General features: G+C 70.8%; 12 protein-coding genes and 1 tRNA gene. 7 read left to right on the top strand and 6 right to left on the bottom strand.

Annotation, left to right across the window (positions count from 1 at the left end; all coding sequences use genetic code 11):
- Nucleotides 1-279 precede the first annotated feature (279 nt).
- On the top strand, nt 280-1,458 hold the full coding sequence (locus tag ABTZ99_RS33900; RefSeq protein ID WP_499617149.1) for a Fic family protein: 1,179 nt from the start codon (nt 280-282) through the stop codon (nt 1,456-1,458).
- A gap of 123 nt (nt 1,459-1,581) precedes the next feature.
- Here ABTZ99_RS33900 and ABTZ99_RS33905 read toward each other — a convergent pair whose 3' ends face one another.
- Together ABTZ99_RS33905 and ABTZ99_RS33910 are read right to left on the bottom strand one after the other, a co-directional pair.
- Nucleotides 1,582-2,433 carry a tetratricopeptide repeat protein gene (locus ABTZ99_RS33905; RefSeq protein WP_499617152.1) on the bottom strand — a complete coding sequence of 284 codons (852 nt, stop codon included), beginning with the start codon at nt 2,431-2,433 and terminating at the stop codon, nt 1,582-1,584.
- 162 nt (nt 2,434-2,595) lie between these two features.
- On the bottom strand, nt 2,596-2,826 hold the full coding sequence (locus ABTZ99_RS33910; RefSeq protein ID WP_498781332.1) for a transcriptional regulator: 231 nt from the start codon (nt 2,824-2,826) through the stop codon (nt 2,596-2,598).
- Nucleotides 2,827-2,990: 164 nt separating this feature from the next.
- On the opposite strand from ABTZ99_RS33910, the gene ABTZ99_RS33915 reads away from it, so the two are divergent.
- On the top strand, nt 2,991-3,323 hold the full coding sequence (locus ABTZ99_RS33915) for a helix-turn-helix domain-containing protein (protein WP_499617155.1): 333 nt from the start codon (nt 2,991-2,993) through the stop codon (nt 3,321-3,323).
- 7 nt (nt 3,324-3,330) lie between these two features.
- On the opposite strand, the gene ABTZ99_RS33920 is transcribed toward ABTZ99_RS33915, so the two are convergent.
- Nucleotides 3,331-4,518, bottom strand: coding sequence for an MFS transporter (locus ABTZ99_RS33920; RefSeq protein WP_499617158.1), 1,188 nt, complete (start codon nt 4,516-4,518; stop codon nt 3,331-3,333).
- A 54-nt stretch (nt 4,519-4,572) separates the two neighbouring features.
- Between ABTZ99_RS33920 and ABTZ99_RS33925 the strand changes: the two genes are divergently transcribed.
- Nucleotides 4,573-5,313, top strand: coding sequence for an AraC family transcriptional regulator (locus ABTZ99_RS33925; protein WP_499617161.1), 741 nt, complete (start codon nt 4,573-4,575; stop codon nt 5,311-5,313).
- Between the two features lie 163 nt (nt 5,314-5,476).
- Here the strand turns inward: ABTZ99_RS33925 and ABTZ99_RS33930 are convergent, their stop codons facing one another.
- Together ABTZ99_RS33930 and ABTZ99_RS33935 are read right to left on the bottom strand one after the other, a co-directional pair.
- The gene (locus ABTZ99_RS33930; protein WP_499617163.1) at nt 5,477-5,755 is read right to left on the bottom strand and encodes a hypothetical protein; all 279 of its coding nucleotides are present in this window, start codon (nt 5,753-5,755) and stop codon (nt 5,477-5,479) included.
- A 144-nt stretch (nt 5,756-5,899) separates the two neighbouring features.
- Nucleotides 5,900-5,972 (bottom strand) — tRNA-Arg (locus ABTZ99_RS33935).
- Between the two features lie 200 nt (nt 5,973-6,172).
- On the opposite strand from ABTZ99_RS33935, the gene ABTZ99_RS33940 reads away from it, so the two are divergent.
- Both ABTZ99_RS33940 and ABTZ99_RS33945 read left to right on the top strand, forming a co-directional pair.
- On the top strand, nt 6,173-7,027 hold the full coding sequence (locus ABTZ99_RS33940; RefSeq protein ID WP_498781258.1) for a hypothetical protein: 855 nt from the start codon (nt 6,173-6,175) through the stop codon (nt 7,025-7,027).
- A gap of 18 nt (nt 7,028-7,045) precedes the next feature.
- Entirely contained in the window at nt 7,046-7,792 is a 747-nt protein-coding gene (locus ABTZ99_RS33945) for an FkbM family methyltransferase (RefSeq protein ID WP_498781260.1), read from the top strand.
- Between the two features lie 179 nt (nt 7,793-7,971).
- Here the strand turns inward: ABTZ99_RS33945 and ABTZ99_RS33950 are convergent, their stop codons facing one another.
- The gene (locus ABTZ99_RS33950; protein ID WP_499617167.1) at nt 7,972-11,163 is read right to left on the bottom strand and encodes a penicillin acylase family protein; all 3,192 of its coding nucleotides are present in this window, start codon (nt 11,161-11,163) and stop codon (nt 7,972-7,974) included.
- Nucleotides 11,164-11,489: 326 nt separating this feature from the next.
- Here ABTZ99_RS33950 and ABTZ99_RS33955 point away from each other — a divergent pair, with 326 nt between their 5' ends.
- Both ABTZ99_RS33955 and ABTZ99_RS33960 read left to right on the top strand, forming a co-directional pair.
- Nucleotides 11,490-11,957, top strand: a complete 468-nt coding sequence (locus ABTZ99_RS33955) for a peptidoglycan recognition protein family protein (RefSeq protein ID WP_498781264.1) — start codon at nt 11,490-11,492, stop codon at nt 11,955-11,957.
- A gap of 141 nt (nt 11,958-12,098) precedes the next feature.
- Complete coding sequence (locus ABTZ99_RS33960; RefSeq protein WP_230572793.1) at nt 12,099-12,746, top strand: response regulator; 648 nt, start codon at nt 12,099-12,101, stop codon at nt 12,744-12,746.
- Nucleotides 12,747-12,928 lie beyond the last annotated feature (182 nt).

A 12,928-nucleotide genomic window follows, 5' to 3' on the forward strand; every position in this document is an offset into this window, starting at 1 on the left:
TTTTCCGGCTTGGTCGCGTCGGGTGGAATAACGCAGCTCCCGGCCGAGCGTGCGGGAATCGCCGACGGTCGTGATCGAATGGCGCTAGCATGGGTCCTGAGCTGGTCATATGTCCCGATCGTGGGTGGTGATCCGTAATTTTGCGGACGTCGACCAAAGTGTTGACTCGAATGGCCTAATCGAGCTATCCGGATGGATGTGTAGTGAAGGGCTTGCTGACTTCACATCGGTTGAAGAATGCCTTGCCAAGGCGTCGGCCGTCGTGGAAGTCTTCCGCCCATGAATTTCCGCCCTCTGCCTGACGGGCAGTGGTCGCCGGTGCCCCACCTGCCCGGCATCCCCGAAGCACTCCGGCGCGAAGGCGCCTACCTGCCACCGCCGCTGCCCTCGGACCTGCAGCTGCCGGTGTCGACCTACCGCCGGTGCGCCGAGGCCGAGCACGCGCTCGGCCGGCTGGACGAGGCGGCGGGCCGGCCGAACGTCCGGCCCGCGCTCGTCCGGGCGACGCAGGTCCGCGACGCGAACAGCTCGGCCGGGCTGTCCGGTGTCGCAGTCGGTCTGCGCGAGACGTTCGCGGCGGACCTGCTGGCGTCGCAGGACGGGGCGCCGCCGACCGACAGCGCCGCGCCGTCCCAGCTGGTGGCGCCGTTCCTGCGGGCGTACGACCACGGCCTGGCGCGGGTCCGCGACGGCGCGGCGGTCGACGCCGAGGTGGTCGGCGAGGTCGCCGCGATCATGACCGGCGGCACGCCCGGCCGCCGCCTGGCGGACGTGCTGCGCGACGCGCCCGGCCGGTTGGGCGTCAGCGACGCGCGGGCCTACCTGCTGACCGCGACCGGCGCGCACCTCGTGGCGCTGCTGGAGCAGTGGTCGACGTGGGTGCGCGAGGAGGACGAGCAGCCGCGGATCGCCAAGGTCGCGCTCGCGCACTACCAGCTGGAGGTGCTGCAACCGTTCCCCACGGCCAACGGGCACGTCGCGCGCACGTTCTCGACGTTGGAGATGGTGCGGTGCGGGCTGGTGCGCGACCAGGTGCTGCCGCTGTCGGTGTGGCTGGACACCGCGTTGGCCGAGTACCAGCGGCAGCTCCGCGCGGTGGTCGACACCGGCCGGGTGGACCGCTGGGTCGAGTTCTTCGCGACCGCCGTCCGCGACCAGGCGCTGGCGCAGCTGCGGCTGATCGGTCACCTGGAGGAGTTGGCCGCCGAGTACGCCGCCCGGTTGCCGCGCAAGGGGAAGCTGCCCCTGGTGGCGGCGGAGCTGATCGGCTTCCCCGTGGTCGACAACCGGTCGCTGCGCACGCGCTACGGCGTCTCCGCGAAGGCCGCCACCGACCTCACCGCCCGCCTGGTCGAGCTGGGCGTGCTCGTCCCGTGGGAGTTCCTGCCCTACCGCCGGGTGTTCCTGTGCCGCGACGTGCTGCGCCTGCTGGCCGACCACCCCGACACCACCGCCTGACCACCGTCCGACGACCCGGAAAGAGACGCGACGACGACGATGAGCGCACTCCCCGACGAACCGTCCCCCCGATGCCGCCGCACCGGCTGCCGCCGGCAGCACTGCCGCCGCCGACGCCACCGCTCACGGGGCCTGCCGCGGGTCCGCCTCGTGGTCGGCCTGCTGATCCAGGTCGGCGTCGCCCTGCTGCACTGGTTCCGCGACTGACTCCAGTCCGGCCACCAGGTCGCGCACGCGCTGCGCCGCGTCGTCGTCGACGCCGATGAGCAGCGCGAGCGCCCGGTTGAACCGCCGGTGGGCGACGGCGCGGTCGCCGGAGAGCCACAGCGCCCGGCCGAGCGCGGTCAGGGTGCGGGCGCGTTCAACTGGGTCGGGCAGGTCTTCGAGGATCTTGTCCGCCCGGGACAGGTACTTGATCGCGGAGTCGAACCGGCCGACCTCGATCATCAACTCGCCGAGGTGGGCCAGCGCCCGCGCGGCGCCGGGCCGGTCGTCGTGCAGCAGGTAGAACTCGAGCGCCTCGTCGGCGCACCCGATGACCTTGTGCATCCGGCCCTCGGCGCGATAGGTGGCGGCCAGGTCGTGCAACGCGCCCGCGGCGGCGTCCGGGTCGTCGTCGCGGAGGCGGTGGACCGCCAGTTCGCGCATGCCGGCGACGGCGGCGAGGCGGAGCGCTCCCCGCCCGCGTAAGTGCGCCGCGGCCCGGCGGAAGCCGGTGGCCAGCAAGAGGGACGTGGGCAGCGCGGCGGCGAGCTCGGCGCCGACGTCGAGCAGGTCGCGCGACCACGCCTCGTCCACGTCGGCGGGCAGCGCGGGCCACACGTCGGCGAACAGCGCGACGGCGGCCTCCGGCTCGGCCAGCGCGGCGCGCAGCGTCGCCGGCAGCTCGTCCCGGTGCGCGTCGAACCAGTCGTGCCCGGTGGTCCGCAGTTCCCGGCGCAACCGCGCGACCTCGTGCCGTGGCTCGTCGCTCACCTCGTGCCGTCCTTCCGCGTTCCCGTGCCGAACCGACCCCTGGTCTCATCGCCCCGCGACGTCACTTGATCACGAGTGTCAACCAGACGGGTGAGACCGCACACCGCTGGAAGTGGCCGACTGTCGGCGGACCGGGTCACCCGCGCGCACCACGCACCGTCATCACCGCTGGCCGGGGGCGATCTCGAAGAGGTCGTCGAACTGCATCGGCGCGAGTGCCGTCAACGCGCCGCCGATGAACGCCGCCCCGGGCTGGAGGTCGCCGCCGAGGACGCGCGCGACGGTGGAGCGGTTGACGTCCATCGCCTTGGCCAGCGCGTAGTCCGAGCGGAACCCGGCGAGCCGTGCGGCTTTCGTGAAGACATCGGTGCGGAGCTTGATCGTGTACGGCATGGCCTGCCTCGTGTTGTGCACGCCCAACGCATGTTGTGAGGCCACAACGCTAGGCAGTTCGTTTTGTATGCGCAACTAATGTTGTGCGTGGACAACGTGCAGGTCAGCGGCTACCTGGGGGGAGTGCCCAACCAACGTTGCGTGCGCGCACGTACCATGTCGGGGTGACCAAAGCCGAGAGTGCGGACTCGTCCTGGTCGGACTTCGTCCAGAAGCAGATGGACGACCGCGGGATGAGCACCGGAGAACTGACCGACAAGACCGGCTTCGACCGGAGCAGGCTGACGGCGTGGCGCAAGGGCGAGCGCCCGAACCTCGACACCGCCCGCGTGGTGGCCAAGGCGTTCGGCATGAGCCCGCTGGAAGTCATGGTGGCCGCGAAGCTGATCACCGCGGAGGAGGCGGACCTGAAGGGCGTGTCCAGCCCCGATCCGGGCGCGCTGACGGATCAGCAGCTGGTGGCCGAGCTGAGCCGCCGGCTCAAGAACCGGTCCTGACCCTCGGTCAGCCCGCCGACGACCGGTCCGGAAAGACCTCCGGGCCGGTCGCGGCGTCCAGGGCGGTGGGTTCGCGCAGCGTGCGGATCACGAGCCAGCCGAGGGCGGGCAGGACGATCAGCGGGGTGAGCGCCGTCCTCAGCGAGGTGTGGTCGGCGAGCGTGCCGATGAGGGGGCTGGTGATGCCGCCGATGCTGACGGTCAGGCCGAGGGTGACGCCGCTCGCCGTGCCGACGCGGCTGGGCAGGTAGTCCTGGGCGAGCGTGATCTGCAGGGAGAACGGGACGTAGAGGCCCGCGGAGGCCAGGGCGACACAGGGGTAGAGGGCCGGGCCGGGGACGAGCACGACACCCGCGACGGCGCCGACCGTGATCAGGTACGACCACCGCACGATGGTGATCCGGTCCCAGCGGTTGGCGAGCCTGCTGCCCACGACGGTGCCCGCGGCCCCGCCGAGGTAGAGCAGGACCAGCGCGGCGGTGCCTGCCGCCGTGCCGCCGGTGGTCCGTTGCTGGGCGTGCAGCGCGATGAACGCGCTGAGGCCGACGAACACGACGGACCGGCAGACCACGGCCAGGGACAGCTTCAGGAACGAGGCCTTGTCGTCGCCGGCGCGGTGGCTTGCCGCGGTCGGGGTGGTGCGGACGGGGTCGGCGAGCGCGCGCAGGACGGGCAGGCACAGCACGCTGCCGGCGAGGGCCGGGACGATGAGCAGCGGGGACCACCGCAGCCCGCCGACGGCCACGACCGCGGCGACCAGGACGGGTGCGGCGGCGAGCCCGAGGTTGCCGCCGAGGAGGAACCAGCCCATCGCGGTGTGGCTGCCGCCGCTGACGGCTCGCGCGGTGCGGGCGGCCTCGGGGTGGTAGGCGGCGACGCCGATCCCGGCCACCGCCACGAACGCCAGCGTCAGCGCGTAGGAACCGCTGAGGCCGCTGAGCGCGATGCCGAGCCCGGCGAGCACGGTGCTCACGGGCAGCAGCCACGGCAGGGCCCACCGGTCGGTCAGCGCGCCGAAGAGCGGTTGTGCCACCGAGGACAGCAGGGACGCCGCGAGCACGATGCCCGAGACCGCTGCGTAGCCGTAGGCGCGTTCGGCGACGAAGAACGGCACGAGCGAGGCGACCGCGCCTTGGTAGACGTCGACGCACGCGTGGCCGACCGAGAGCAGGGTGATCGATCTTCTGCGCGACACCACGCCATGCTCGTGACCGAGGGAGGTGTCGCGCTTCCGATAACCTGCCGTTCGATGACGGAAATCCGCCACAACCCCAGGGCGCCGACCCAGGCACGGACCCTGGCCCCCGGCGCGGGGATCGACGCGCACCGGCACGACGACCACCAGCTCGTCTACGCCGCCAGGGGAGTCCTGGCCATCACGACCGACCGGGGGTCCTGGGTCGCGCCGGCCAACCGCGCCGTCTGGGTGCCGGCCGGGACCGTGCACGCCCATCAGGCGCACGGTGAACTTGAACTGCACCTCGTGGGTCTGCCCGCGACGGACAACCCGCTGGGGCTGGTGGAGCCGGGCGTGCTGTCCGTCGACCCGTTGCTGCGCGAGCTGATCCTCGCCTACACCGGCTCAGCGCACGACGACTCGCCCGAGCGGCAACGGTTGCGCGCCGTGCTGCTGGACCGGCTCCGGGTCGCGCCGCAGCAACCGGTCCACCTGCCCGTGCCGACCGATCCCCGACTGGCGGCGCTGTGCGCGATCCTGCAGGCCGACCCCGCGGACAACCGCACGTTGGCGGCCCTCGGAGCGGTCGTCGGCGCCAGTGACCGCACGCTGACCCGTCTCTTCAAAGCGGACCTGGGCATGACGTTCCCGCAGTGGCGCACCCAGCTGCGGCTCTACCACGCCCTCGTCCTGCTGGCCGAGAACACCCCGGTCACCACCGTGGCCCACCGCTGCGGCTGGTCGTCCACCAGCGCGTTCATCGACGTCTTCCGCCGCGCCTTCGGCCACACCCCGGGAACCCACAACCGCTGACGCCCGCCCCCGCTACCCTGGTCTCGGCTGCAATCCCGGTGCTGCAACGACGGGCGACCGGACGACGGCCACCGGGACTTCCCGCCGTTCGCGCCCGTACCAAGCCCGCGAAGGTCCTCGGTCGCCTTGACCGGGGACCTTCCGCTCGGGTGCCTGCCGGCGTTCAACGGTCGGTCGCGAATCCCTCGACGAAGTAGCTCACCCCGGGGACCGGCGGTCCGCACCGGAGCAAGGCTTGCACATGGGGCCAGACGTCCGCCGAGACCCGGTAGGAGTCGGCGAACCAGAGATCGCCCGCCACGTCGAAGAACGGCCGGAGCCGGATCAGTTGCTCCCGCGTGACGACGTGCTCGCCAACCGCCTCCTCCGTCCGGTCCGAGTAGCCGACCAGCGCCCATCTCATGTCGTCGCCGTTCGCGTACCTGCGCGGGTCATCTCTCACCGGCTCAGTGTGTCCACCCCGACGACCGCAGCCAACCGGGTTCGCCAAGGGCCGGGCCCCGACTGACGGCTACTGCCGGAAAAAAGATCAAGCCCCGAGCGCGTTGCCGCAGCTCAGGGCCTGATTCACCCGGCGAAAGGTGAGTGCCCCCGGCAGGATTCGAACCTGCGACACACGGTTTAGGAAACCGATGCTCTATCCCCTGAGCTACGAGGGCGCGGTGGTGAGCGTACCCGGTCGGGGATCCGGCTTCCGGTGGTGGGGTTGTCACTCGGTGGGCCTAGGAACGTGCACCTTGGGTTAGGGGGTGGGCCTCACCGGGTCGGCTGTCCGGGGGATGTGGGCGACCGCACCTGTTCCGCATCGGTCCAGTGAGGTACAGAAGGGGCCATATCCCCCTCCGACGAAAGCCATCCCATGAGCAGCCGACCCTGGCCTGACTTCCGTCCCGGCCCCCTGGGCTCCGTCGGCGCGTGGTGGCGGCGGCTCCGCGCCCGCCCCAACGCCGAGCAGTACACCTTCGTCCCGGCCTCGACCTCCCACCAACACCCGTTCGAGTCGCCGCTGCCCAGCGCGGTCTACGGGCTCGACTTCCACGCCAAGATGACGATCCACTGGCGCGTGGACCTGACGACGGGCGCACGGCACAACGCACCGCGCAGCGCCGCCGTCAACGACGTCATCCACCGGGCCAAGGCCCTCACCGAACGGGCGATGCTCGTCCACCACGCCCCGCTCCAGCACCAGCTCGGCGCGGAACTGGCGGCCGAACGGCAGGTCGAGGGCACGCACGTGTGGGCCCGCGCGGACGCGGTCGAGCTGACCGTGGACGAGCACGACCTGGCGATGGCGCGCAAGCACATCGAGCTGCTCCAGACCACCACGATGCGCCAGGCCGAACGGGACGCCGAACGCGCCGAGATCAAGTACCTGCGCGACGAGGTGCTGACCGACCTGTCCACCGCGACCATCTGGTGGCTCGTCCGCAACGGCTACGAGGTCGAGCAGGCGGTGGTGCTGAGCAGGCACCTGGCCGAACTCGTCGGCATCGCCTCGCAGCGCCGCGACCGGCACTGGGCCGACACGCTCGTCACCTCCTTCGAGAGCGCCCTGCCCCGCCTGGACGACGGGCACCGCGCCGACGTCCGCCTCCACCTGGCCAAAGCGCTCGGCATCTACGGCGGCTCGACGGTCGCCGCGGAGTTCGCCGAGCAGGTCGGCCTGCCCGCCCAGCTCCAGCAGAACCAGAACGGCGCCAAGCCCCTGACGTGATTCCCTAATCTGGTCCTCGTGACCCACAACCTGACCGAGGTGCGCGGCGCGGCCGTGGCTGGCGCGTTGCGCGTCCTCGCCCGGCTCACGCCGTTCGTCGAACCCGAGTTGATCGGCCTGCGCGAGGTGGTGCGGCCCGGAGACGTGTGCGTCGACGTCGGCGCCGCGCTCGGCCTCTACACCGTCTCGCTGTCCCGCCTCGTCGGTCCACACGGGACAGTCCACAGCATCGAGCCGCTGGTGTTCGCGCACCCCGCGCTGTCCTACCTGCTGCGCCCGCGCGAGGGCCGCAACATCGTCCGGCACTCCGTCGCGCTGGGAGTGAGCGAGGGCCGCCAGGTCATGAGCGTCCCGGTCCGGCACGGCACACCGGTCACCGGCCGCTCGTTCCTCACCGCCGGCGCGGACGGCCTCGGTTCCAACGCCGAGTTCGCCGAGCACCTCGAGGTGCTGGTCCGCACGGACACGTTGGACCGGTTCCGCGCGGCCAACGCCATCGACCGGCTGGACTTCGTCAAGGCCGACGTGGAAGGCGCGGAACTGCGCGTGCTGGAAGGCGGAGCGGAGACCATCGAGAGGTTTCGACCGAAACTTCTCCTGGAGATCGAGGAACGGCACGTGGCGCGATTCGGCTACCGGGCGCGCGACGTGCAGGACTGGCTCGCCGAACGCGGCTACCGGATGCACGCCTGGCACCGCGACACGTGGCGCCAGGTCGACCGGATCGATGATCGCGTGCGCAACTACCTGTTCGTCGCACGGTGACGGTGACGGCGGCGCGGCGGTCGGAGTGCCGGGTGGAGTGCGTGACGGAGCGCGGGATGGGGCGCGGGACGCGGTGCTGGTCGCGGCGGCGCGGCGGCGGTAGGTAGGCGCTGGTCAGGCCCGGAACAGCGGAAGACCCCGGTCCCTGGGGGTGGACCGGGGTCTTCCTGTGGGCCGGTCTACAAGGCGTAGACCTCAAGTTCGTAAATCGAGTATCCGTATCCGGTGGCCCGTTGGATACCCGTCATTCGTACGAATCGTGCCGCATCAGGGGCGAAGGACGCAAGATCCCGGCCACCATCTCCCGCGGAAGTCGTGTACGCGGTCCGCCACGTGCTGCCGTCGGTGGACAGTTCTATGCGATATGTCTTGGCATAAGCCGCTTCCCAGGAAAGCACGACGCGGCCGACGGTGCGCGTCGCGCCCAGGTCCACCTGCACCCACTGCTGGTCGGACCAGTCGCTGGCCCAGCGGGTGTCCGGCTTGCCGTCCACGACGTGCGACGGCGGTGAGCTGAACCAGCCGCGCTCGTGGCTGCTGGCGGTGGCCGCGGCGCCCGCGGCGAGGTTCGCCAGGTTCGTGCCGCGACGGGACGGGAACTGCACGACCTGCTGGTAGGTGGGCCGGTTCTGCCAGTGCACCTTGTCGTGCGTGATGCCGCCCATGGCGCGGTGGATGATGGTGTCGGCGCACCACTGGTCACCGGCGGCGCACGAGTCGTCGCCGGGGTAGACGGTGGACGGTGGGACGGCGGCGGCCGCGTTCAGGGTGTCGAGCAGGACCTGGCGGCAGGCCGCCACGTTCCCGTTGCCGCAGTAGCGGGCCCCCAGGGCGCCGTCCACGCGATCGCCGAGCACGGCGCGCAGGTCCTTGTCGACGTAGCTCCACCAGCCGTTCTGGAACGACGAGCCCTTGTGCGGAGCCGCGCCGTGCGTGTCCGAAGGCGGTTCGTCGATCTGGAGTGCGCCGGTGAGCCGGCCGTAGAGCGCGTCGCCCAGGCCGGGCTTGAACTGCGCCTCCACCAGGCGCGGCCACCACGCGTCGAGCAACCGGATGGCGTCGGCGTGCGCGTAGGCCTTGCTGCCGCGCGAGGTCTCCTTGCGCAGCGACCCGGATCGGTGCCAGTCGCGGAGCTTGGTCACGGCGGCGGCGAGGGCGGGATCGGTGATCGGCGTCGTGTCGATCACGCGGAGGAGGTCGGGCAGGACCTGTTCGGCGCGGAGGTCGGCGACTCCCGCTTCGGCCATGGCCTGGGTGAGGGAGGTCCGGGTGACCTTGCCGCGGGCGATGAGCGCGCGCACCCGGTCGTCGAGCAGGTCGCCGCGGTGCACCGAGCCCATGCCGTAGCCGGACGCGGAGTAGTCGAGCGCCTGCTTGTTGTTCCAGCTGATGTAGTAGTCCTGGTTGACGGAGTTCGGGTGCTGCGCGAACGGCGTGTACGCGGCCGTGTTGCGGTCGGCGTCCCAGCCCTCCCACTCGTACGCGGCCTCGGCCTTCACCGGGAGGTGCGGGTCGACGGTCGCCTTGCGCACGGGGTTCGCGCCGGAGTTGAAGTACGCGGTGTCGCGGGAGTCCACGTAGAACCAGTTGAACGCGTAGCCGATGTGCTCGGCCGCGCGCTGGAAGTCCGCGGCCGACTTGATCGCGTCGGGGTCGTTGAACTCCTGGAAGCCGATGATCGAGTCGACCTCGTGCAGGTAGGTGGAGCGCAGCGAGGTGTACGCGACGAACTTGCCGTCGACCGCGGCGCGGCTCTGCACGAGGCCGTACTTGGTGCGGTGCATGACGAGCGTGTACGAGCCGGCGGGCGTGGGGTCGGCGACGGTCGGCTTCCACGCGTTCTTGCGCTCGAGGCGTTCCATCGGCAGGCACTGGCCGTGGTAGCGGTAGTGCAGCGACGCGGCGGTGGGCGTGCCGTTGCCGGGCTCGCACAGCTCGACGGCGTAGGTGTCGGTGATGTCCTGGCCGGCCGAGGTCGCGCTCCACGAGTAGTCGACGCCGCGCCCGAGCTGCACGTACATCGACACGCCTGCGAACGACACGCCGCGTGCGCGCAGGCCGGGGCCGTGCAGTTCCTGCAGCATGAGGAGTTGCGGCGCGAAGTAGCCGGTCTGCGGGCCCCACACGGCGATCGGGTTGCCGGTGTCGGTGTGCCGGCCGGACACCGCCAGCGCGTTGGACATGCCGTGCTTCTTGGTGAGGAGGTCGGGCGGGAGGACGCCGTCGGCGAAGAGGCCTTCGAGGGGCTTGAGGTCCGGCGGCGTGTCCACTGTGGAGTGCGCGGTGGTGGTCTGGTCGTGCACCATCGGTTCGGGCGTCACGACGCCGTTGTCCGGCAGTGCCACGCCCTGGGGTGCGGTGGGCGTCGTGCCGTAGGGGAAGCGCCGGCCGTCGTGCAGGGTGAGCACGGCTTCGGGGTCGTTCTGCTCGCGGAACGACCGCCACACCTGGTCGCCGACGGTGGCGCCGTACTTGTTCTGCGCGGCCAGCTTCACCAGGGCGTTCTGCACCTCGCCGCCACCGCCCGCCCCGAACAGCCCGCCCACGACGGCGGCGATCGCGACCAGGTCGGTCGGCTGGAACGGCTTGATGTCGTTCCAGTTGGTGATCGCGTCGGCGTGCCCGGTCAGGACGTACTCACCCGGGAACGTGCGGTTGGCGATGGACTTGGCGATGTAGGCGTTGATGCCCGCGATGTAGTCCTTGACGTCCTGCAACGCCTGCGCGCCGCGCGGGCCCTGCGCGGCCACCTGGTCGATCTGCGCCTGGAGGTCGGCCTCGGTGTAGGGGATCTGGTTGTAGAAGCTCTGCTCCAACGCCCGGTTGCCCTCGGCGCCGCCGGCGAACCCGGACAGCTGGCCGCGACCGAGGTGGCGGAACAGGTCCATCAGCCAGAGCCGGTCCTGCGCGGCGGCGTAGCCGGCGCCGAACTCCGTGCCGGAGCGGGTCGTGCCGTAGATGTGCGGCATGCCGAGCGCCTTGTCGCGGACGATCGTGACGTCGGCGCGCGGTTTGACGGTGCTCTCGACCTGGTCGGCCGCGACGCCGAAGGAGGCGTCGTTGAAGAACGTGCCCAGCTGCTCGTTGGTCAGGCCGCCGTAGCCGGAGACGAGGGAGTCGTAGCGGCCCAGTTGGTCGGCGGAGTGCGCGGGACGGGTGCCGAGCGCGCGGTGGGCCAGGATCTCGGCGAGGGTGGCGTTGCCGTTCTGGCCGGGCGGCAGCAGGTCGTGGCACTGGCCGAGGCAGTGGTCGTCCGGGGTGAAGGCGGTGGTCCTGACCTCGGTGGCGGTGGCGGTGGGGGTCGTGATGGGGACGGTGGCCGCGGCGGTGAGGAGTGCGACCACGGCTAGCGATCGGGCGGCTCTCCGCATGACGCGAAGCTCCTTCCAGGCAGGGATCGTGTGACGCACGTTACTGGCTGGTCAAGGATTCGCGAAAGAGCTTCGCGTTTGAGGTGGGTGCGGTTGGTGGTCTTCGCCCGTCCGGGTGTGGAGTCTTGACCTATTGGCCTGATATTGGGAAAAAGGTCAACATGATGCGACGTCGATCGCTGCTCACCGGTCTCGCCGGCGCGGGGGTGCTCGTTGGTCTGGGCTCCTCGCCGGCCCTTGGTTCGCCCATCCTGCCCATCCGCAGTTGCGCCGACTGGGGCGCGAGGCCGCCGGCGCAGCCGACGAGCGTTGTGAACGAGCGGCCCGTGCGGATCCTCATCCACCACACCGCGTCGGCGAACGTGACCGACTACTCGCAGGCGGCGGCGTACGCCAACGCCAGGTGGATCCAGAACCTCCACATGGACACCAACGGCTGGATCGACTCCGGCCAGCACTTCACCAACAGCCGCGGCGGGTTCCTCATGGAGGGCAGGCACGGCAGCCTGGCGGCGTTGCGGGCCGGCGACCGGGTCGTGGTGGGCGCGCACTGCCCCGGCCAGAACACCGCGGCCATCGGAATCGAGAACGAAGGCCTCTACATGGACGTGGAGCCGCCCAAGTTGCAGTGGGACTCGCTGGTGTCGTTCTGCGTGTACACGTGCGAGCAGTACGGCATCCCGCCGTCGTCGATCCAGGGCCACCGGGACTACCGGGACACCCTCTGCCCGGGCGACAAGCTCTACGCCCTGCTGCCGCGACTGCGCCAGGAAGTTGCGCAGGTCCTGAGCTGACCTCGGTTATTTCCTGGCAACTGTGAACAGGCTGAACCCGCGTCTTTCCGTGGTGAGATAACGGGGAATTAACGTCAGCTTGCGTGTTCGTGCACGAGGCTGGGCGGGCACGGACACGAAACGCCAACGCGGGGAGGCGTCGTGATCAAGGTGATGCTGGCCGATGACGAAGACCTCGTCCGGTCCGGCCTTCGCATGATCCTCAGCAGCGCAGGCGACATGGAGGTCGTGGCCGAGTGCGACGACGGGCACCTGGTGGCCGACCTGGCACGCCGGCACCGCCCGCACGTCGTGCTGCTGGACATCCGGATGCGGTCGTCCGACGGGTTGATGGCGCTGCGCAGGCTGCGTGCCATCCCCGACCCGCCGAAGATCGCCATGCTGACCACGTTCGACGTGGACGAGTACGTGTCGGAGGCGCTGCGGTTGGGCGCTTCGGGGTTCCTGCTCAAGGACACCGAGCCCGAGCAGCTGGTGCGGGCCGTGCGCGACCTCGCGCTGGGCGGAGCGGTGCTCGACCCCGGTGTGGCGGCGCGGGTGCTGGCGGCGGTCGCCGACGGTGAACGGGCGGCCGAGCCGGCTCGGCGGTTGCTGGCGTCTTTGTCCGAACGGGAGCGCGAGGTGTTGGTCCTCATCGGACAGGGGATGTCGAACGCCGAGATCGGTGGGACGTTGCACCTGTCCGAGGCGACGGTGAAGGGGTACGTGTCGTCGGTGCTGGGCAAGATCGGTGCGGTGAACCGGGTGCAGGCGGCGTTGGTGGCGTTTCGGGGTGGGTTGATCGCGTGAGGGTTGGGGCGGGTTGGGTTGCGTGGGTGAGGGTTGGGTTCGGGTTGGGCGGGTGACGGTTGGGTTGGGCGGGGCGGTGGCGGTGCTGTTCGGCTCGATTTGACATGGGGCCCTTACGGGCACCCCAGGCAGGCCAAAGCCGGGCAGGCCTGGCGGGAAAAGCGTCCGCCAAGCCTGCCCGG

The sequence above is a fragment of the Actinosynnema sp. NPDC002837 genome, from assembly GCF_040295345.1.
Taxonomy (GTDB): Bacteria; Actinomycetota; Actinomycetes; order Mycobacteriales; family Pseudonocardiaceae; genus Actinosynnema.